The sequence below is a fragment of the Pseudomonas sp. AC463 genome (assembly GCF_979253585.1).
On record NZ_CEEDDZ010000005.1, the window covers coordinates 18,454 to 39,830 of the forward strand.

At 63.2% G+C, this 21,377-nt stretch carries 16 protein-coding genes; 14 read left to right on the forward strand and 2 right to left on the reverse strand.

Annotated elements, in window-relative coordinates:
• Positions 1 to 27: 27 nt before the first annotated feature.
• Positions 28 to 732 carry a DUF3142 domain-containing protein gene (locus AC0IYH_RS07415; protein ID WP_116627660.1) on the reverse strand — a complete coding sequence of 235 codons (705 nt, stop codon included), beginning with the start codon at positions 730 to 732 and terminating at the stop codon, positions 28 to 30.
• Positions 729 to 2,894, reverse strand: coding sequence for a PA5441 family protein (locus tag AC0IYH_RS07420; protein ID WP_471833638.1), 2,166 nt, complete (start codon positions 2,892 to 2,894; stop codon positions 729 to 731). The genes AC0IYH_RS07415 and AC0IYH_RS07420 overlap by 4 nt, the downstream gene beginning before the upstream one ends.
• Before the next feature lie 179 nt (positions 2,895 to 3,073).
• Here AC0IYH_RS07420 and AC0IYH_RS07425 point away from each other — a divergent pair, with 179 nt between their 5' ends.
• From AC0IYH_RS07425 to AC0IYH_RS07490, 14 genes are all read left to right on the forward strand, one after another.
• Positions 3,074 to 4,666, forward strand: coding sequence for a glycosyltransferase family 39 protein (locus AC0IYH_RS07425; RefSeq protein ID WP_471833640.1), 1,593 nt, complete (start codon positions 3,074 to 3,076; stop codon positions 4,664 to 4,666).
• A gap of 33 nt (positions 4,667 to 4,699) precedes the next feature.
• The gene (locus AC0IYH_RS07430) at positions 4,700 to 4,939 is read left to right on the forward strand and encodes a DUF2789 domain-containing protein (RefSeq protein ID WP_116627657.1); all 240 of its coding nucleotides are present in this window, start codon (positions 4,700 to 4,702) and stop codon (positions 4,937 to 4,939) included.
• Positions 4,940 to 5,191: 252 nt separating this feature from the next.
• The gene (locus tag AC0IYH_RS07435; RefSeq protein ID WP_116627656.1) at positions 5,192 to 5,602 is read left to right on the forward strand and encodes a winged helix DNA-binding protein; all 411 of its coding nucleotides are present in this window, start codon (positions 5,192 to 5,194) and stop codon (positions 5,600 to 5,602) included.
• Complete coding sequence (locus AC0IYH_RS07440; protein WP_471833642.1) at positions 5,599 to 7,677, forward strand: FUSC family protein; 2,079 nt, start codon at positions 5,599 to 5,601, stop codon at positions 7,675 to 7,677. The genes AC0IYH_RS07435 and AC0IYH_RS07440 overlap by 4 nt, the downstream gene beginning before the upstream one ends.
• Positions 7,674 to 7,883, forward strand: a complete 210-nt coding sequence (locus tag AC0IYH_RS07445; protein WP_010214247.1) for a DUF1656 domain-containing protein — start codon at positions 7,674 to 7,676, stop codon at positions 7,881 to 7,883. Before AC0IYH_RS07440 ends, AC0IYH_RS07445 begins: the two co-directional genes overlap by 4 nt.
• Complete coding sequence (locus AC0IYH_RS07450) at positions 7,880 to 8,770, forward strand: efflux RND transporter periplasmic adaptor subunit (RefSeq protein WP_122774997.1); 891 nt, start codon at positions 7,880 to 7,882, stop codon at positions 8,768 to 8,770. Before AC0IYH_RS07445 ends, AC0IYH_RS07450 begins: the two co-directional genes overlap by 4 nt.
• Positions 8,767 to 10,209 (forward strand): efflux transporter outer membrane subunit, encoded by a 1,443-nt coding sequence (locus AC0IYH_RS07455; protein ID WP_471833645.1) that lies wholly within the window; start codon positions 8,767 to 8,769, stop codon positions 10,207 to 10,209. Before AC0IYH_RS07450 ends, AC0IYH_RS07455 begins: the two co-directional genes overlap by 4 nt.
• Positions 10,210 to 10,290: 81 nt before the next feature.
• Entirely contained in the window at positions 10,291 to 10,923 is a 633-nt protein-coding gene (locus AC0IYH_RS07460; protein WP_116627652.1) for an NADH:ubiquinone oxidoreductase subunit N, read from the forward strand.
• Positions 10,924 to 11,071: 148 nt separating this feature from the next.
• Positions 11,072 to 12,568, forward strand: a complete 1,497-nt coding sequence (locus AC0IYH_RS07465) for a YdgA family protein (RefSeq protein WP_471833647.1) — start codon at positions 11,072 to 11,074, stop codon at positions 12,566 to 12,568.
• Between the two features lie 298 nt (positions 12,569 to 12,866).
• Positions 12,867 to 15,347 (forward strand): poly-beta-1,6 N-acetyl-D-glucosamine export porin PgaA, encoded by a 2,481-nt coding sequence (pgaA, locus tag AC0IYH_RS07470; RefSeq protein WP_471833649.1) that lies wholly within the window; start codon positions 12,867 to 12,869, stop codon positions 15,345 to 15,347.
• A gap of 12 nt (positions 15,348 to 15,359) precedes the next feature.
• Positions 15,360 to 17,357: a poly-beta-1,6-N-acetyl-D-glucosamine N-deacetylase PgaB gene (gene pgaB / locus AC0IYH_RS07475; protein ID WP_122774993.1), complete on the forward strand. Its 1,998-nt coding sequence runs from the start codon at positions 15,360 to 15,362 to the stop codon at positions 17,355 to 17,357.
• A gap of 2 nt (positions 17,358 to 17,359) precedes the next feature.
• Positions 17,360 to 18,700, forward strand: coding sequence for a poly-beta-1,6-N-acetyl-D-glucosamine synthase (pgaC, locus tag AC0IYH_RS07480; protein ID WP_116627648.1), 1,341 nt, complete (start codon positions 17,360 to 17,362; stop codon positions 18,698 to 18,700).
• A 2-nt stretch (positions 18,701 to 18,702) separates the two neighbouring features.
• Complete coding sequence (gene pgaD, locus AC0IYH_RS07485; protein ID WP_471833652.1) at positions 18,703 to 19,185, forward strand: poly-beta-1,6-N-acetyl-D-glucosamine biosynthesis protein PgaD; 483 nt, start codon at positions 18,703 to 18,705, stop codon at positions 19,183 to 19,185.
• A gap of 453 nt (positions 19,186 to 19,638) precedes the next feature.
• The gene (locus AC0IYH_RS07490; protein ID WP_471833654.1) at positions 19,639 to 21,363 is read left to right on the forward strand and encodes a ShlB/FhaC/HecB family hemolysin secretion/activation protein; all 1,725 of its coding nucleotides are present in this window, start codon (positions 19,639 to 19,641) and stop codon (positions 21,361 to 21,363) included.
• The last annotated feature ends 14 nt before the right edge of the window (positions 21,364 to 21,377 follow it).

Below are 21,377 nucleotides of genomic sequence, written 5' to 3' on the forward strand. Positions count from 1 at the left end.
ACGGTCAAAAATGTGGGAGGGGGCTTGTTAAGGGTTTTGCAAAAACACCACATACCCCCGAAACCACTCCCCCTCCTTCAAATACCCCGGCTCCTGCCACTCCCCACCCTGAATCAACCCAATCTTGAACGGCAGCCCCAACCGGTTCATGCGCGGCAGGTACGCCGCGTAATCCGGGATGCTGTGCCGGCCCTGGTACGTCTGCACCACCACTTCATCGACCACGCCCTTTAGCTGGGCGATGGCGGCGGGGTCGGCGTTGCTGCTCCAGTCCATCAGGCCGGTGATGCTCAGGCGCAAGTCGGCGGGCAGGCGTTGGCGCAGGTCACGCAAGAAGTCGGCGTATTCGTGCAGGTATTGGGTGCGGGCGTCGAAGTCGATCTGGATGCCCACCACCGGGTTGCCGGCGTCGCGCCAGCGTTGCACCTGGCCGAGCAGTTGGGTGTAGACGCGCTCTGGCCAGTGCAGGGTGTGGGCGCGGTACACCACCCAGATTTCGCCTTGGGTAATGCGCGGCACGCTGATGCCCTGGGCGATCATCTGCACGCCGCGTTGGGGTGCGCGGCGGGTGGAGTTGATCTGGCCCTGGAGGATGTACAGGGTTTTGGCCTGCTTGAGCACCGGTTGTGGCGCCACGCCGCTCCACAGCCAGAAGGCGTCATAGTCGCGGGCGTCGACGGCGGCGAAGGCCGGGCTTGCCAGCAACAGCAAGCCTAGCCACAGGTGTTTCACCAGTAGTACTGCAGGGATTTGCCCCACTGGGTGTCGGCAAAACCGCTCTTGAGCTGGCGGAACCAGGCCTTGCGCACCGCAGGCTCGACGTCCTGCCCACCGCAGCTGTTGTAGCCGGCGGGCGCGTAGCAGTTGATCGCGCGGAATAGAGCGTAGGCCTTGTCGTTCTTTGGCGCCTTGGCGTTGCCGATCACCTGTTTGTAGCCGTCGAGGCGCGAGAAGGTTTCACCTTTGAAGTCGGACGCGGTGCTGCCCAGGCTGCCGGCTGCGCGGGCTTGCTCCAGGGGCATGCCGTCGAGGTTGTTGCGCAGGATGAATTCACCGAAGCAGTTCAGGCCTTGCGGGTTTTTGGCGTCGTTCTGCAAGGTCGCGGCGGTTTGCGCGATGCTTGGGCAGACGTAGCCGGATTCGGCTTTATCGCCGTTCCACTGGAACAGTTTCAAGGCCTGGCCGCCGCTGTAGACGTAGCCCAGGCTGGTGCCCAGCTTGTCCTCAGGCGCTGCGGCGGGCAGTTGCTTGAAGTCGTCGGCGAAGGTGGCGAACTGGCTGCGCAGCAAGTCTTTATAGAGCAACACGAATTGCGCGGTCTGACGCTCCAGCGGGTCGCTGGCCTGGGCGATCTGCTGGCGCAGCAACTCAGGCCCGGCGACGTTGCGCAGCAGGATGTAACGCACCTGCTTGGCGCTGATCGGCGAGTCGGCGGCGAACACCTTGGCCAACTGGCCGCTGCGCTCGTAGTTCATCGCCAGGGCCAGCTCAAGCTGGTCGCGTTGCAGGGGTTGCCTGGCAAGTGGCAGCAGTTGCAGCCACAGCGCTTCGGCGCCTTTCCAGTCTTGCTTGGCTTCCAGCGCCAGGGCGCGCAGGGTCTGCTGGCTGAAGGCGAAGTAATCCAGGCTCGACGGCACGTCCTTGGGCAGGTGCTTCAAGGCGGTGTCGGGTTGATGCTCGACGTACAGGGCGAATGCGGCTTGCAGGTAGTCGTACAGGGCCGGGTCATTGGCGAACACGGCTTTCTGCGCGTCGAGGTCGGCGCGGGTCAGGCTCGGTGGGGTGTGGGCGCGCATCGACATCAAATCGGTGACGAGCTGGATCATCGGAGTCGGAATGGTCCCGCGGTAGATCATCAACAGCTTGAGGTCGGCTTCTTCCACCAGCTCATCCTGGCTCACGTTGCGCTCGGCCTCGGTAGCCTGGGTCAGTTGCCAGGCGTAGGCCTCGGCGAGTTTGTCGGCGTCGTCGGCCAGCCAATACACGCGGCGCAGCAGGCCGCGCGCGGAGGCGGCGTACTCGCCCTGTGGATAAGTTTTCAGGTAATGGAGGAAGCCCTGTTCGGCAGCGGCCAGGGCGGTTTTATCCACATGTTCGAGCTGCGGCATGTCGTATTGGTCGAACGCTTCGGCCTGGGCCTGATTGAGTGATGTGCGCGCGGCCATGTACAGCGCGGTTTCCTTGAGCCATGGCAACTCGCTGCTGCTGGCGGCGGCAAAACCGCGTTCGGCCTCATTGAAGCGCCCACTGTAGAAATCGGCGGCGGCTTGCAAATACGTGCGCAGCAAGCGGCCGTTGGAGGAGTCGATCGGCTCGGCGACGACCTGGCCGTCCGAGTTGCAGGTGGTGAGCAGCTGCAGGCGCGCCTTGACCAGCGCATCGCGCTCGGCGGCCGGCACGTCGGCCTTGATTACCTGGCTGATAAACGCGGTGGCGCTGTCGTCGTTGTTGCTGCGGCAGCGGCTGCCTTCGCCACTGAGGAAGGCGTCCCCGGCGGCCTCGGCGCTGTCGCGCTGGATGCCCAGGGGTTTGAGCAGGGCGTCGAGCTCGGCGGTGCGCGAGGTGTCCGGCTGGTTGTCGGGCTCATCGTTCGTCGCGGGCACAGGCGTCAGGCGATACACCGGAAACGGCACCGGGCCAAAGCCCTGGGCCAGGTCGTCTTCGCTCAAGGCATTGGGGGTCAGCGCGGCTGCCTTTTTGTCGGCCAGCAGCAGGCGCAGGTTCACGCGGCTGTCGTTGCCCGGGCTGAGAAAGGGTTGGTTGCTGCAGGCGTCGAGGCTGTCACGCGAGACTCGCCAGTCGGGGTAGCACGTGTCGTCGGAACTGGCCTGGGCCGGTAGGGAAATGCCGGCGAGCAGTGCCAGTGCCAGAGGTGACAGAAAACCGATGCGCATGACGTGTCCTTGATCCTGAGTCCTTGGAGGGCGGCAATAATAGCGTGTTCCTGCTGACGCTTCGGTGAAGCCCTACACAAATTGCCGATTTGTCCGATTCCAGAGGCGATCGGGGGGCTTTTGTCCTAGAGTGGCGATGTTTGCACTGAGGCAGTCAGGGCAGTGGCAGGGGAAGTGAAGTGCGTCGGTCTGTGGTCGAGCCAAACGAAAAGGTCGGGGCGTTATCCGCCTTCAATCCCCTTGCGTGGGAGGGCGGCGGTTGGGTCAGCCGCTTGTGGTGGGTGCCGATCCTGGCACTGGCCACGGCCTTGCGCTTTTATCACCTGACGTCGGCGGCGATCTGGGGTGACGAAGGCTCCAGCCTGCTGCTCAGCGAGTACGCCACGGCCGACCTGTGGTTTCACGCGGGCCATGATGTGCATCCACCGCTGTATTTTTTCATGCTGCGTGGCTGGATCGAACTGTTCGGCGACGGCATCTGGTCGATCCGTGGCATGAGCGCTCTGCCCGGCGTGATTGCCGTGGGCCTGGGCATCTGGCTCACGCGGCAACTGTCCACCCGGCGCGCGGCCTTGCTGGCGGGGGTACTGCTGGCGCTGCTGCCGACGGCGGTGCGCTACAGCCAGGAAGTGCGTATGTATTCGCTGCTGGGCGTCTGGCTGCTGGGCGCCACGCTTGCGCTGGTGTATTGGGTGCGTCAGCCTGAGCGCACACGCTATCTGGCAGCTTATGTGCTGTTGATGAGTGCCGGGTTCTACACCCATTACTTCACCGCACTGTGCGTGCTGGTGCATTGGGCCTACCTGGGGCTGTTGAGTACGTCGCGCACGCCAGGGCCGCGCCTGATCACCCGCCCTGCGTGGTGGGTGGCGAACGCGGTGATTGTGCTGCTGTACCTGCCGTGGCTGCCGAATCTGCTGGACCTGGTTCAGCATGTCGATCAACTCAAAGTGGGCGGGGATATCGGCTGGGAAGAACCGGTCAACCTGCTGTCCCTGCCGTCGATGATCTGGCAGTTCGTGCTGCAGGATGAAGGCGTGGGTTTCTGGCCGCCGCTGTTCTGGTTGTTTCCACTGTTATTGGTTGCGGTGGTCGTGGTGACCGCTTGGCGCGATCGCGAGCCCTATCGGCCGGCCAGGCTGCTGGCGCTGTTTTTGCTGCTGCCGCTGTTGCTGGTCTACGCGGTGTCGTTCATTTCCCCGGTGTTTATCGAGCGATATCTCACGGTTTATGCCTTGGCCTTGCCGATCCTCCTGGCGCTGGCCATCGACCGTTTGTCATGGTTGGGCGCGGCGTTGTTCGTGCTGTTTGCAGGCGTTGAACTGGTGGGTTTGAAAAACAATTTCGCCGTGGATGAGCACGACCAATTCAACGTGCCCGTGGAGTTCGTCAATCGCAATTATCAGGAAGACGACCGCATCGTGTTGAGCGACATGATGTGGTACCTCAGCTACGTGTATTACGACCAGACCGACGCCCAACTGCAGCTCTACACCCCGCCCAAGCCGGACGGCACCCCGACCCGGCCGAATGCCTACGGTTTCGGCACCCTGGTGGACCAGGACGGCGGGCGCATCTACCTCGACCAGCTGTCGGCATTGCCTGCCGGCACCCGCCGGGTGTGGCTGATCAGCAGCGACGAGGCGGCGGATGACTTCGCTCCGTTGCCCGGCGGCTGGCGCGAGCTCAGTCGCCAGGACGGCGGCGGCGCGCGTGCGCGTTTGTTTGCGCTGTGCAACGTGGCGCCGCCGCAGCCCGATGGCTGCCACTAGACTCACTTAAACCTTATTCATCTGGAGCCCACCATGGAATCGCCCGTGCACAACCTGCCCTCCCTGTTCAAGCAACTGGGCCTGCCGGATGATCCGGTCAGCATCGAACAGTTTGTCGCGGTGCATTCCCCGCTCAAAGCTGACCTGAAATTGGCCGATGCGTTTTTCTGGACGGACAGCCAGCGCGCGTTTTTGCGCGAGGAGATTCTGGAGGATGCGGATTGGGCGGAAGTGGTGGATGAGTTGAATCTGATGTTGCGGGGTGGGCGATGACTGAACAACAGGCCTGAAGCCAACTCGGTCTAAATGTGGGAGGGGGCAAGCCCCCTCCCACATTTACTCCTCGGTGTTGCAGCTATTGCTGAAAATCCTGCACCTGCCGCCGAATCCGCTTTACTTACCTCTCCCACCCATCCGCGAAATTGTTTCAAAACTTGACGCATCTGGATCCATCCACCATATTGATAGTTAGCAAACTAACTGTATGCGAACTATCCAGTGTCCCAGACCCTCGAACAACTCCAGATGAACCTCAGCAGCAGCATGGTGGTGGGCGCCCGTAACTGGCGCAAAATCTGCCAGACCACGCTGGTGAGCTACGGTATTTCCGAAGCCTGCGCCGTGCCGTTGTTGATGATCGGCCGTTTGGGCGATGGTGTGCATCAGGTCAAAGTGGCCCACGCAGCGGGGATGGAAAGCCCGTCCCTGGTGCGTTTGCTCGACCGGCTGTGCAATGACGGCTATGTGTGCCGCACCGAAGACGTCCACGACCGCCGCGCCAAGGCCTTGAGCCTCACCGAGCGCGGCCGTGAACTGGTGCAGGCGGTGGAAGAGCAATTGGTGCGTTTGCGTAAGGAAGTGCTGGCAGATATCGCACCCACCGATATGGAAGCCGCGCTGCGAGTGCTGCGCGCTTTCGAGGCGGCGACGCTTTGAACGGATTTTTTACCGGCATGCCGCCGGCCCGCGACTGGTTCTACGGCGTGCGTACCTTCGCCGCGTCGATGATCGCCCTGTACATCGCCATGCTTATGCAGATGCCGCGTCCGTATTGGGCGATGGCCACGGTGTATATCGTCTCCAGCCCGTTCGTCGGCCCCACCAGCTCCAAGGCCCTGTACCGAGCCATCGGCACGCTGATGGGCGCGGCGGCGGCGGTGTTTTTTGTGCCGATGTTCGTGCAGTCGCCTTACATTCTGGTGGTGGTGATTGCGTTGTGGACGGGCACCTTGCTGTTCCTCTCGATGCACCTGCGCACCGCCAACAACTATGCGCTGATGCTGGCCGGCTACACCTTGCCGCTGATCGCCTTGCCGGTGGTGGATAACCCGCTGGCGGTGTGGGATGTGGCCGAGGCGCGCACCGAAGAAATCTTCCTCGGCATCGCCGTGGCCGCCGTGGTGGGTGCGATGTTCTGGCCGCGCCGGCTGATGCCGGTGTTCGACGGGTCGGTGGCCAAGTGGTTTGCCGATGCGCAGGTCTACAGCCTGCGTTTTCTCACGCGCAACGTGGACCCCGAAGAGGTCAGCAGCCTGCGTGGCGGCATGGTCGCCACTTTCAACACCCTCGAATTGATGATCGGCCAACTGCCCCACGAAGGCGCGCGGCCGCAGACGGTGCGCAACACCAAGGAACTGCGTGGACGCATGATCCACCTGCTGCCGGTGGTGGATGCCCTCGACGATGCCTTGTATGCCCTCGAGCACCGCGCGCCAGAGTTTGTCGAGCGCATCACGCCGATACTCGACGCCAGCCGCCAGTGGCTGGAAGACACCCAGGACAGCGCCCCACTGGAACGCTGGCGCACCCTGCGCGATCAACTCGACGCCCTGCAACCCCAGGGCGAAGCGCTCGACGACCGTCATACGCTGCTGTTCTCCAACGCCCTGTACCGCCTGAGCGAATGGATCGACCTGTGGCAAGACTGCCGCAGCCTGCAAGCCGCCATCCAGTGCGAAAGCCAGGACACCTGGCGCGCCGTCTACCGCCACTGGCGCCTGGGCCGGCTCACGCCATTCCTCGACCGTGGCCTGATGTTCTACTCGGCGTTTTCCACCGTCAGCGCGATCATTGTCGCCTCGGTGCTGTGGATTTTGCTGGGCTGGACCGACGGCGGCAGCGCGGTGATCCTCGCGGCCGTGGCCTGCAGCTTTTTCGCGACCATGGACGACCCGGCGCCGCAGATTTACCGGTTCTTTTTCTGGACCGCCATGTCGGTGCTGTTCGCCAGCCTGTATCTGTTTCTGGTACTGCCCAACCTGCACGATTTCCCGATGCTGGTGCTGGCGTTTGCCGTGCCGTTTATCTGCATCGGCACGCTGACGGTGCAGCCGCGTTTCTACCTGGGCATGCTGCTGACGCTGGTGAACACCTCGTCGTTCATCAGCATCCAGGGCGCCTATGACGCCGACTTTTTAAACTTCGCCAACGTCAACCTGGCCGGGCCGGTGGGCTTGCTGTTTGCGTTTGTGTGGACGCTGATCGCGCGGCCGTTCGGCGCCGAGCTGGCGGCCAAGCGCCTGACCCGTTTCAGCTGGCGCGACATCGTCAGCCTCACCGAGCCCGCGACCCTGGCCGAGCACCGGCACATGGCCGCGCAGATGCTCGACCGCCTGATGCAGCACTTGCCGCGCCTGGCCCTCACCGGCCAGGACACCGGCATCGCCCTGCGCGACCTGCGCGTGGCGCTCAACTTGCTCGACCTGCTGGCCTACTCGCCGCGCATCCTTGGTGTGCCGCGGGTGCTGCTCAACCAGGTGGTGGAGGGCGTGGGCGGGTACTTCAAGGCCTGCCTCAAGGCGGGTGAACGCTTGCCCGCGCCGAGCGGTCTGCTGATGACCCTCGACCGCACGCGCCGCGCCCTCAACGGCCAGGGCCTGCAAGACGAAGACGACACCCGCGTGCACCTGCTGCACGCCCTGGCCGGTTTACGCCTGGCGCTGTTGCCCGGCGTGGAATTTATTGGTGGCACGGAGATGGAAGCGCCGCTGCCGGATGGAGCGCCTTTATGATCGGTGATCTGGATATCAGCGGGGTGTTCCTGCCCACGCTGCTGGTGCTGATGGGCATTACGTACGTGTTGTTTCTGGTGGTGCACGGGTTGTTGACCCGTCTCCACTTCTATCGCCTGGTCTGGCACCGGGCATTGTTCAATGTGGGGCTCTACGCGCTGTTGCTGGGTGCGGTGGACTCACTCAGTCGATACCTGATGACATGAAAAAACCTTTTTTGACCATCGGCCGTGTAGTTCTCACGTTGTTGATCGTGACGTTTGCGGTCGTCGTTGTGTGGCGCATGGTCATGTACTACATGTTTGCGCCCTGGACCCGTGACGGGCACATCCGTGCCGACATCGTGCAGATCGCGCCGGACGTGTCCGGGCTGATCCAGCAAGTGGACGTGCGCGACAACCAGTTGGTGACCAAGGGCCAGGTGCTGTTCGCCGTCGACCAGGACCGCTTCAAGCTGGCGCTGCGCCAAGCCCAGGCCGCCGTGGCCGATCGCCAGGAAACCCTGGCCCAGGCCAGCCGCGAGTACAAGCGCAACCGAGGCCTGGGCAATCTGGTGCCCAGCGAGCAACTGGAAGAAAGCCAGTCCCGCGTGGCCCGCGCCCAATCGGCCCTGGCCGAAGCGCAGGTGACGGTGGACGCCGCCCAGTTGAACCTGGACCGCTCGGTGATCCGCAGCCCGGTGGACGGCTACGTCAACGACCGCGCGCCGCGTAATCAAGAGTTCGTCACCGCCGGGCGCCCGGTGTTGTCGGTGGTGGACAGCAATTCGTTCCACATCGACGGCTACTTCGAAGAGACCAAGCTCGACGGCATCCATGTCGGCATGGCCGTGGACATCCGCGTGATCGGCGACAACGCCCGCCTGCGCGGCCACGTGCAGAGCATCGTCGCCGGCATCGAAGACCGCGACCGCAGCAGCGGCTCCAACCTGCTGCCCAACGTCAACCCGGCGTTCAGCTGGGTGCGCCTGGCCCAGCGGATCCCGGTGCGCATTGCCTTTGATGACGTGCCGGCGGACTTTCGCATGATCGCCGGGCGCACGGCCACGGTGTCGATCATCGGCGATCAGGTCAAAGACGGAGACAAGCCATGAAGCAGCTTCTGGCAACCGCTGCGCTGGGGTTGTTGCTGTCAGCCTGCCAAGTGGTTGGGCCGGATTACACGCTGCCGGAAAAATCCGCCGTCAACCGTAGCGACCTGCAAGGGCAGCTGGCGGGCGAGGGCAACAACGTGGTGTCGGCGCCGGTGCCCGCCGACTGGTGGAAGCTGTACAAAGACCCGCGCCTGGATGAGCTGGTGCGCCAGGCCATGGCCTCCAACACCGACCTGCGGGTGGCTGCGGCCAACTTGCAGCGCGCGCGCTTCCAGACCGACCAGGCCAAGTCTGCCGGCGGTTGGAGCCTTGGCGCCAAGGCTGAGGCCCAGCGCCTGCAGGAATCGGGCGAAGCCTTTTTGCTGACGGAAAAAGTTCCGGTGGGCAACATCGGCGCCGCGAGTATCACCACGTCTTATCAATTCGACCTGTTCGGCACCTTGCAGCGCGGCATCGAGAGCGCCCAGGCCAGCGCCGACGCCGCCCAGGCTGCCGCCGACATCGCGCGCATCACCCTGGTCGCCGATGTGGTGCGCTCCTACACCCAGGTGTGCGCGGCCAACGAAGAGCTGGCGATTGCCAACGAGTCCCTCGACCTGCAAGCCCAGAGCACCAAGCTCACCCAGCGCCTGCGCGACGCTGGCCGTGGTGATGAAACCCAGGTGACGCGCTCGCAAACCCAATACAAATCCTTGCGCGCCGACATGCCGCGCTACGAAGCGGCGCGCCAGGCGGGGCTGTTCCGCCTGTCGATGCTGCTGGCCAAGCCGCTGGTCCAACTGCCGGCGGGCACCGCCAGCTGCGCCGAGCTGCCGCATATCGCCCAGCTGCTGCCCGTGGGCGACGGCGCCGCGCTGCTCAAGCGTCGCCCCGACATACGCCAGGCCGAGCGCCAACTGGCCGCCGCCACCGCGCGTATCGGCGTTGCCACTGGCGCGCTGTACCCGGACATCAGCATCGGTGCCACCGTCGGCACCGTTGGCCTGCTCGAGAACCTGGGCACGCCGGCCACCAACCGTTGGGGTTTTGGCCCGCTGATCAGCTGGACGGTGCCGACCAACGGCGCCCGCGCGCGCATCCACGAAGCCGAAGCCGCGACCCAGGGCGCGCTGGCGCACTTCGACGGCGTGGTGCTCAACGCCATCCGCGAAACCCAGACCGGCCTCGCGCAGTACACCGCGCAGTTGCAGCGCCGCGACGCGCTGGCCGACGCCGGCGAGTCGGCCAAGGAAGCTGCCGACCAGACCCACCGCTTCTTCCAGGCCGGCCGCGCCTCGTTTTTGGCCGACTTGCAAGCCACGCGCACCTACACCGATGTGCGTGCGCAGCTGGCCGCCGCCAACACCCAGGTTGCCATGAGCCAGATCGATCTGTTCCTGGCCTTGGGCGGCGGTTGGGAAAGCGGACGAACGCAACCTGCGCAGGCCAGCAAACCCTGAAGCGATAGCTATGCTTTGTGAGGTGGGGCGCCGTGATGCCTCACCAGACACTGCTCGCGTTTGCTCATGGGGATTCCAATAATGAAAAACCCTTATGCTCCCGCTTTCTGGTGCGTATGTTTCGCACTGGTGTTGTTATCGGCGACCTATTTCTACGGCGTCATGCTGGCTCACCAACTCGACAAGGCCATGGTGTTTCTCGACAGCGCCTGTCTGGTGATCGGCACCTTGTCCATCGGCGTGGTCGCCTGGGCGTCCTATCAGAATCAACGGGTCAAGAAAAAACTCCTCGAACAAGGCAAGACCCGCGTGGCCATCTGGGACACCAAGGTCGCGCTGCGCCGCGTCGAAACCGTGTTCGACCGCTATTTCTGGGGCAGCTACTGGCAACCCGGGCGCACGTTTCAGGAAGTGATGGGCGACCTCACGGGGACGCCGCTGGAAAAAAGCCTCGAAGTCCTGAAAAAACAGTGCGTACTGCTCGACCAACAGGTCGCCGAGGGTAGGCATTGGCTGAATAACGCGCGGGAATTGTCCGACGTGGCCACACAAATGGCCCGTGAGCGCTACCAGCTGGACTTCTGTGATCCCAAGTCCGACACCCCGGGCAACGCCGTGATCCACCGCGAGTTCGAGGTGCTGGTATACACCTGGACCGCACGCTTGAAGAGTTTTGATCACCAGCTCGACGAGATCGAAACCGAATACTCGTGAACCAACTGCACACCTGACCCCTCTGAGAAAGCTGGGCCGTTCGTGGCCGCCAGTGCTAATCTTCCCCCGCTTTCGGCGGGCTTGAGCCAACCCCTTTGGGGTTCAAGGAAGACAGCCCACTTCTCACAGGATTTGATCAGGTCACTTCATGAATAAGCCAGTAGTCGTTCTTTTGGGTTTTGTGGTCGCCGTTGGCGTCGTCAGTGCAGGCGGCGCCTGGTACACCGGTAAGCAACTGGAGCCCGTGCTGCAAACGGCGGTCCAGGATGCCAACAAGGAACTGCAACGCTCCATGGCCGGCACCGACGGCACCCTGGACCTGGAACTGGTCTCCCTGGATCGTGGCTTGTTCAGCAGCACCGCGCACTATCGCCTCAAGGCACAAGGCTCGTTCTTCGGCGAACAGAACCCCAACCCCGAGTTGCTGTTTGTCGACCATATCGAACACGGCCCGCTGCCGTTCTCGCGTCTGGTATCGCTGAAATGGCTGCCGGTCATGGCCACCAGTCACTTTGCGCTGGAAAAGAACCCCACCACCGAAAAATGGTTCGCCGCCGCCAAAGACGTGTCGCCGCTCAAGGGCGTGGCCAACATCGGCTACAACCGTTCGGTCAACGGCAACGTTGAGCTGCTGCCCCTGGAGTTCAAGGACGACACGTCCTCGGCGAGCTTCTCCGGCGCCAACCTGGACTTCGACAGCACTGCCGAAGGCAAGAAGGTCAAGGCTGACGGCTACATGAACAACCTCAAAATCAGCGTGGTCGACGCCAATGGCCAGCCATTCGCCGCTGAGTTTGCCGGCTTCACCGTCGCCAGCAACCTGGAAAAATCCACCTTCGGCTTCTATACCGGGCAGAACACCGTTGAACTGACCGACGCCAAGTTCATCTACGGCCCGCAAAAGGCCGTAGTGACGCTCAAGGGCTTCGAGCAGAAAGACACCAGCGAAATCAAAGACAACAACATGGACGGCCGCGTCGATTACAAGATCGACGAGATCGGCTACCAGGGCAAACCTGTCGGCTCCGCTGCCATGGCGGTGAGCTTGAAGAACCTCGACGTGCCGTCGAGTCTGGTGCTGACCAAGCTGTACCAGGACAAGATGCAACCGGTGCAAGCCGCGGCCGCCGCCGGCCAACCGGTGCCGGAACTGCAACTGACCGAAGCCGAGCAGACCCTGGCTGAAGCCAACGTCAACCAGCTGCTGGCCGCCAAGCCGCATGTGGCGCTGGAAAACCTGTCCCTGAAAACCACCCACGGCGAAAGCAAGTTCAACCTCTCTGTTGACCTGACCAAGCCTGCGTCGATGGAACTGCCGCCAGTTGAGCTGGGCAAGCAGATGGTGTCGTTGCTGGACGCCAACCTGGTGCTGTCCAAGCCGATGATCGCCGACGTTGCCGCCCTGCAAGCGCAGGCCGGTGGCGTGACCGACCCGAAAGCCATCGAGCAGCAATCCCAGATGGCCAGCGAGATGGTCAGCGGCATGGCCGTGGGTACGCAACTGGCGACCCTGGTGGGCAGCGATGTGGTGTCCAAACTGCACTACGCCAACAATGAAGTGACGTTTAATGGCCAGAAGATGACCGTTGAACAGTTCATTGGCTTTGTCATGGCCAAAGTGGGTGCGGTCAGCGGCGCGCAGTAAGATTTCAGCCGCGCCCGAAAATAAATAATGGGGGAGCGGGGTTGCCCGCGATAAAGGTCAAACGCCCGGCGCACGTGCCGGGCGGCGGGCTGTTATCGCAGGCAACCCCGTTCCCCCATTCACATTTCAGATTCTCATGCAATTCTGAACAATTGTTCTGACTTGTACTTTTGCACACGCGTGTCGGGGATAGTTCCTACAGGAAAGCTAGGCCGGGTCATTAGACGTCGGCACCCTGAAGCGAATCGCTCAGGACCACCTATCGTTACAGCTTTCCGTGTGTAAGGAAGCTCACGATATGTTGCGAAACCTACCACTCAGTGCATCAGGCCGGTTGCGACTGCTCGTCGGGGTCGCCTTGTGCAGCCAGTTGCTGATGCCCACTTTCGCCATGGCCGACGCGGCCTATGACGCCCTGATCATTCAGGCGCGCAATGGCAACTTCACCCCCGCCCTCACCCAATTGCGCCAACTGCCCGCCGAGCGCCAGACGCCCGGCCAGATCAGCGACCATGTGGTGATCGCCGGTTGGGCCGGCCAGGACGCCGAAGTGCTGAAGGTGTATGAGGCCCAGGGCACGCACCGCGACTTGACCTCCCAGGCATTGGCCACCGTCGCGCGTACCTATCGCAACCAGAAGCAGTGGGCGCAGGCCGAGGCGGTCTATCGCCGCGCGCTGCTGCGTGAACCGAATAATGTCGACCTGCAACTGGGTCTGGCCCTCACCCAGGCCGACGGCGGCAAGGCCAACGAAGCCGTGCAACGCACCCGCGCGCTGGTGGCCGCCAAGCCCGATGACCCGAACCGGCGCATGGCCCTGGGCTACGCGCTGGCCCGCGCCGGCCTGAACTACGACGCACTGTTCGAGTTCGACCAGGCGTTTATCCGCGCCGGCGACAAACCGGACGTCGCCCGCGAATATATTGTTGCCCTGCAAAAAGCCCGTTTGCCGGAGGCCGCGTTGCGCCTGTCGGCCAAGCGCCCGGGCCTGGTGGACGCGGTGACCCAGCGTCGCCTCGAAGGAGACTTGGCTGCCGAGCGCGTGCGCATGGCCGAATTCGCCACGCGCACCGAGCAAGAACGCTACGTGATCGCCGACCGCGCGCTGCAGGACTACGACCGCTTGCTTGCGCGCTGGACTCCCGACGCCAGCGCCCACGACGACGTGGTGGGCTGGCGCATCGACCGCCTCGGCGCGCTCAAGGCGCGCGCGCGGACCGCCGAAGTGATCCGCGAGTACGAAACCCTCAAGGGCGAAGGCGTGCAATTGCCCACCTACGCCGTGCGCTGGGTGGCCGCCGCTTACCTCGACCAGCGCCAGCCGGAGAAGTCCGAACCGCTGTATCGCCAGGCCATCACTGCCCCGGACGCCGACCCGGCTGACCATGTAGAAGACAGCACGGCGCTGTTTTATGCCTTGCTCGAAAGCGACAAGGTGACGGAGGCCCGCGAGGTCGCCAACGGCCTGGCCAACAGCCAGAACCCACGGGTGGAACTCAAGGGACTGCCGATCGGCAACCCCAACGACAGCTGGATGGACGCGCAACAACTGTCGGCGCAGGCCGGTACCTACGGCGGCGACCTGGCGGGCAGCGAAGCCGGCCTCGAAGCGCTGGTGGCAAAAGCCCCGGGCAACGTCGGCCTGCGCCTGGCCCAGGCCGACATGTACCGCGCCCGCGACCTGCCACGGCGCGCTGAAGGCCTGCTCAAGGAAACCGAAGCCCAGGCCCCGCGCGATATCGGCCTGGAAGTGAGCCAGGCCTACACCGCCCTGGACCTGCAGGAGTGGCGCCAGCTCGACGTGCTCACCGATGACGTGGTGGCGCGCAACCCCGACAACCGCCAGGTGCAGCGCCTCAGCCGCCTACGCGATGTGCATGAGATGGCCGAGCTGCGCGTGGAGGCCTACACCGGCAAAAGCTTCGGCGGCGGTAACGGCGGCGATGCGGGTGCGGTCTCGGGGAGCCGTGACTGGGGCATCGAAACGCGTGTGTACACGCCGCCCATCGACGAAGACTGGCGCGTGTTCGCCGGTGCCGGTTATGCCCGTGCCGACTTCGAAGAAGGCACCGGCCAGCACCGTTGGCAGGTGGTCGGCGTGGAGCGGCGTACCCGTGACATGACTATCGAAGCCGAGGTGTCCAACCACTCCTACGGCGATGGCACCAAGCAAGGCGCCGCCGTGTCGATTGCCCGCGACATCAACGATAACTGGCAATACGGCGGCAGCCTCGGCTACCTGCTCAGCACCACGCCGCTGCGCGCGCTCAACGATGGCGTCACGGCCAACGGTGGCAGCGGCTTTATCCGCTGGCGCGCGAATGAAAGCCGCGAGTGGAAACTGACCCTCAGCCCCTCCCATTTCAGCGACGGCAACGACCGCTTCGAAGCCTTGCTCAGCGGCCGCGAGGGCATCTACAGCTCGCCGGGCGTGCAAGTGGACCTGGGCCTGGAAGTCGGCGCGAGCAAAAACAGCAAGGAAGACACGGTGTACTTCAACCCGAAGTCGGACTTCACCGTGTTGCCGATCATCAACATCAACCACGTGCTCTATCACCGCTACGAAACCGAGTGGAGCCAGCAGTTCCAGGTCGGTGCGGGTACCTATAAGCAGCAGGACTACTCCACCGGCGGTATCGGCCTGGTCGGTTACGGCCAACGGTATCGCTGGAACGACGTACTGGACGTCGGCGCGAACCTGAGCCTGATCAGCCGACCCTACGACGGTGATCGCGAACGCGATCTGCGCCTGCTCGTCGACCTCACTTACCGTTTCTAGAAGAGCCTGACCATGACCGTCCTCAGCCGTTGCTTGTTGGTCCTGGGTGTATTGCTGGCCAGTGCCTGCGCCCAGCAACCCGCGCCATTCACTCCACCCGCCGAGCGGCCGACACCGGCCAACGAAGCGCCGTGGCCGAAGAACCACTTCCTGGGCATCGCCTATCACGACGTCGAGGACCGCGACCCCGACCAGGCCGTGGTGGCCGTGCGCACCGAGCGCCTGATCGAGCAGCTGGCCTGGCTGCGTGAAAACGGCTACCAGGCGGTCAGCGTCGACCAGATCCTGGCCGCGCGCCGTGGCGGCCCTGCGTTGCCGCCCAAAGCCATCATGCTCAGCTTCGATGACGGCTATTCGAGCTTCTACACCCGTGTGATGCCGATCCTGCGTGCCTACCATTGGCCGGCGGTGCTGGCGCCGGTGGGCTACTGGATCGATACGCCGCTGAACAAACCGGTGGACTTTGCCGGCTCGCCACGGCCGCGCGGGGAGTTCCTGACCTGGCAGCAGATTCGTGAGGTGTCGCAGTCGGGCCTGGTGGAAATCGCCGCGCACACCGACGCCAGCCACACCGGGATCCTCGCCAACCCCCAGGGCAACATGGAGCCGGCGGCGACGTCGCTGCGCTATGACCCGGCCACCGGGCGCTATGAAACGCAGGCCCAGTTTCAGGCGCGGATGCGTGCGGATGTCACGGCGATCACGCAAAAAATCCAGAGCGTGACCGGCAAGAAACCACGCGTCTGGGTGTGGCCATACGGCGCCGCCAAAGGTACCTCGCTGGCGATCGTCGGTGAGCAGGGCTACCAGATGGCCCTGACCCTGGAAGACGGCCTCGACAGCTCCAGTGACTTGATGAACAGCCCGCGCTTCCTGGTGGCCTCCGACCCGGATGGCGAGCACTTCGCCAACAGCATCGTCGCGGTGCAAACCCCGGCGCCGCTGCGGGTGCTGCATGTGGACCTGGACAACGTCTACGACCCGGACCCGGCCCAGCAGGCACGCAACCTCGACCAGCTGGTACAACGGGTGGTCGACATGGGCGCCGGTACCGTGTTCCTGCAAGCCTTCGCCGACCCCAAGGGCGACGGCCTGGTGCATGAGCTGTACTTCCCCAACCGCCACCTGCCGGTGCGTGCCGACCTGTTCAACCGTGTCTCCTGGCAGTTGCACACCCGTGCCCATGCCGCCGTCTATGCGTGGATGCCGGTGCTGAGTTTCGCCCTCGACCCCAAGCTGCCACGCGTGACCCGTTGGGACCCGGAAACCGGCAAGATCGGTACCGACCCTGACCAGTACAAACGCTTGTCGCCGTTCGACCCGCAGGTGCGCAAGATCATTGGCGAGATCTACGAAGACCTGGCGCGCAACAACGCTATCGACGGCGTGCTGTATCACGACGATGCGGTGCTCTCGGACTTCGAAGACGCCAGCCCCGCCGCGCTCAAGGCCTACGCCGCCAACGGCCTGCCGAACACCATCCAGGCCCTGCGCGCCGACCCGGCGGTGATGCAACGCTGGACGCGCTTCAAGAGCCGCTACCTGATCGACTTCACCCACGAGCTGACCGCCAAGGTCCGCGCCATCGGCGGGCCGCAGGTGCAGACCGCGCGCAATATCTTCGCCGAGCCGATGCTCAACCCGGCCAGTGAAGCCTGGTTCGCGCAGAACCTCGATGATTTCCTCCAGGCCTACGACTGGACCGCGCCCATGGCCATGCCGCTGATGGAAGGCCAGGAGTACAGCACGTCCAATGCCTGGCTGGAGAAACTGGTGGCCACGGTCAAGGCGCGCCCCGGCGCCCTGCAGCGCACGGTTTTTGAACTGCAAGCCAAAGACTGGCGCACCCAGGCCGCGCCGGATATCGACGCCAGGCAAATGGCTGAATGGATGGGTGTGCTCAAACGCCAGGGGGTCACGAGTTTTGGTTACTACCCGGACAACTTCCTGGAAAATTCCCCGGACCTGAAGACTGTGCGTCCGGCCCTTTCCAACCAATGGAACCCTTGACCATGTTCGACAGAATCCTGGCTTTATTTGTGTTGGCTCTGGTCCTGGGTGTGCCCTTGGGCCTGATCTTCCTGGTCACCGGGCAGTTCCTGATGGACTTCGTGTTCTTCTACCCGTTGTTCATGTCGGCGCTGTGGATCGCTGGCGGCCTGTACTTCTGGCTGCACTGGGAGCGCCACTGGCCGTGGGAAGAAGACACCCCGGCGCCGATCCTGGCCGGCAACCCGCTGATCTCGATCATCATCCCTTGCTACAACGAAGGCGATAACGCCGCCGATACCATTCACGCGGCGCTGGACCAGCTGTACCCGAACATCGAAGTGATCGCGGTGAATGACGGCTCCAAGGACAACACCGCCGCCGTGCTCGACGCCCTGGCATTGGAACACCCACGCCTGCGCGTGCTGCACCTGGCGCAGAACCAGGGCAAGGCCGTGGCCCTACGCATGGGCGCCGTGGCTGCGCGCAGCGAATACCTGGTGTGCATCGACGGCGATGCGTTGCTCGACAAGAATGCGGCGGCCTACATGGTCGCGCCGATGCTCGACAACCCGCGCCTGGGCGCCGTCACCGGCAACCCGCGCATCCGCACGCGGTCGACCTTGATCGGGCGGGTGCAGGTGGGTGAGTTCTCGTCGATCATCGGCTTGATCAAGCGTACGCAACGGGTATTCGGGCGGATCTTCACGGTATCGGGTGTGGTGGTGGCGTTTCGCAAGAAAGCCCTGGACCGCATCGACTACTGGAGCACCGACATGATCACCGAGGACATCGATGTCAGTTGGAAGCTGCAGCTCGATCACTGGAGCATTTTCTATGAGCCCCGCGCGCTGTGCTGGATCCTGATGCCGGAAACCGTCGGCGGCCTGTGGAAGCAGCGTCTGCGCTGGGCCCAGGGCGGTGCTGAAGTGCTGTTCAAGAATATCCGTGGCATCTGGCAATGGCGTCATCGCTACCTGTGGCCGCTGTTGTTCGAGTACTGCCTGTCCACCGGCTGGGCCTTTACGTTCATGTTGTCGGTGATCTTCTGGGGCGTGGGCAAATTTATCCCGCTGCCGCAAGCGATCGCCGTCGAGTCCCTGATGCCGCCGGCGTTTACCGGGCTGGTGCTGGCGATGGTGTGCCTGTTGCAGTTTGCGGTGAGCATCCTGATCGACCGCCGCTACGAGAAAGACCTGTGGAAAACCCTGTTCTGGACCGTGTGGTACCCGATGGTGTTCTGGCTGGTGAGCCTGTTCACCACCCTGGTCAGCTTTCCCAAGGTGCTGTTCAACCAGCACCAGAAGCGCGCGCGCTGGGTCAGCCCGGATCGCGGCATCAAACCTGTTGAAGAGGAGGCGTGATCATGAAACTGATCAGAACCCGCCAACGTTCCGTGATGTGGATCATCGATGTGCTGTTGACCCTGCTGGCCTGGGCCGGTTTGATCTGGCTGCTGGCCCGCGGGATCACCTCGATGCTGGAAACTCACGGTGGCCCGCGTCTGGAGGCGCCGATTTTTGCGGCGCTCAACACGCTGCAGGTCTACCTGTGGATTGCCTTGTTCAACGCCGTGATCCTGATCAGCTGGGCGCGTTACCAGCAACGCCGGGGCCGCAAGTTTGCCCAGCGCCGCGCCGAGGCCATGGCGCTGAGCGACAAGAACCTCAGCGAGAGTTTCAGCCTGGGTGAAGGCGACCTTGAGCAATTGCGCCGGCCAGGCGTGTTGGTGATCCACAACGACGAGGAGGGCGGCGTGTCGGAAGTGAAGTCCCATGTTTCCCGCGATGTGGAAAAGCCGGGGTTGAGCCTGGTGCCCGGCCATGATCGCGACAAAGACGCGAGCTAGAGCTGTAAATCACAATCCAATGTGGGAGGGGGCTTGCCCCCGATGGTGGTGGGTCAGTCAAAGAGATATTGACTGATATACCCTCATCGGGGGCAAGCCCCCTCCCACATTGGTTTGCATTCTGCCCAAGAAGGTGAATACCCATAAATGGGACCTGATTCACAAAACCCCCGCGAACTTATCGGACTTTTAGGGTACTAACTTATCTCGGTTAGAACTTGATGGCCAACTAGTGGCAACTTCCAAGTCATCCGACGAATCGCTATCAAAACAGCTGCCGCTTGTCGGAATAATAACTCCGATAATAGGTCTGGCACCTTTTTGATAGTTTTTTGTTGTTAATAATCAATATGTTGAGCGATTAACAAGTGCGAACGTGCAACTAATTCAGTTTCTTGGGTTAAGCGAAGTTCGATGTTAGTTTGCCGACCGTTGATTTTCGATGGATCGAACATGCCTTTGTTATTGCCACGGACTCGGTATTTCCTGTGCTCTTTGCTGCTCGCTTATTTGAGCCTCAACAGTGCCATGGCCGCCCCTACGCCAGGGGATCAGGACCTTATCCGCGACCGGCAGAACCGCCTGCTCGAAGAGCAGCGCCGGCGCCTGGAAGAACTCCAGGACCTGCCCGGCAAAGGCACCACGCCCCAGGCCCCGGCAGCACCTGCCGATACCCGTTGTTTCCCGATCAAAGACATCGAGCTCAAGGGCGCCGACAGCCTCTCTGCCGCCGACCGCACGCGTCTGCTCAAACCCTATGTGGGCGAATGCCTTGGCGTTGCGCAGCTCAATGAACTGCTCAAGGTCATCACTGACTATTACCTCGCCAAGGGCCGGGTCACCAGCCGCGCCTACTTGCCGCAACAAGACCTCTCCAGTGGCCATCTGCAAGTGCTGGTGGTGGAAGGCAAACTCGAAGGCTTGAAGGGCGCCCAGGGCAGCACGGTCACCGACCGCGAACTGGCCATGGCGTTTCCGGGCAAGGTCGGCGAGGCGCTCAACCTGCGGGAGGTCGAGCAACTGGTGGACCAGCTCAGCCGTTTGCCGTCCAAACAGGCGCAAATGGAGCTGACCCCCGGCAGTGAAGTGGGCGGCAGCGAAGTGCTGGTCAGGAACCAGCCGCAAAAGCCCTGGCGCGCGAGCCTGTCGCGCAATAACGACGGCCAGAAAAGCACCGGCGAACAGCAATGGGGCGCGGGCCTGGAGTGGGACAGCCCGCTGGGCCTGGCCGATCAACTGATACTGCGCGGCGGCCATGACGCCGTCAGCGACCACCAGAAAACCTCGAAAAACAGCATGCTCTATTACAACGTGCCGTGGGGCTGGTGGAACTTCAGCTACACCTACAGCGAGAGCGAATACCGCACCTTCGGCACGCTCAATGGTTTCAAATTCAAGCAGAACGGCGACAGCCAGAACCACCAGCTGCGTGCCGAACGCGTGATCCACCGCGACGACGTGAGCAAAACCTCGGTCAACGTCGGCCTGACGCACCTGCGCACCAACAACTACCTGCTCGACGCCAAGCTGGGCACCAGCAGCAACCGTCTCAGCGAACTTCAGGTTGGCCTCAACCATGGGCGGCGCATCGGCAGTGCCTTCGTCAACCTGGATGTGGGCATGCAAAACGGTATTGGCGCGTTTGACGCGCAAAGCAACCGGCAAGAGCGCGACGCCCAGGGCAACCTGACGGCCACGCCGCGCTATCGCAAATACACCGCCACCCTGAGCTACCTGCAGCCGTTCACGCTGTGGGGCGAGTCGTTGAGTTTTTCCAGCCTGGCCACCGGGCAGCGCAGCGAAGATGTGCTGTACGCGCCGCAACGCATGAGCCTCGGCGGTTCGTACTCGGTGCGTGGCTTCAAGGACCAGCAACTCAACGGCGACAGCGGCGGTTACTGGCGCAACGAAGTGCGCTGGGCGCGCCCGGTGACCCTCGACTGGCTGCGCCCGGCCTTCGCCGAATACGGTGCCAGCGTCGGTTATGACCAGGGCGTGATTCGCAACGACCGCTACAACGATAACGAGCACGGCCGTGTGTCGAGTAACTCTGTCGAGCTGTTCGCCCGCGGCAAGCACGTGAGCACCAGCGTGACCTTTGCCCATTCCCTGGAGCGACCTGGCGTGGTCACCGAGCGCGAAGCGCCGGTGTATTTCCACGTGGATTTCTTCCTGTAATTCAATGCCCGCTG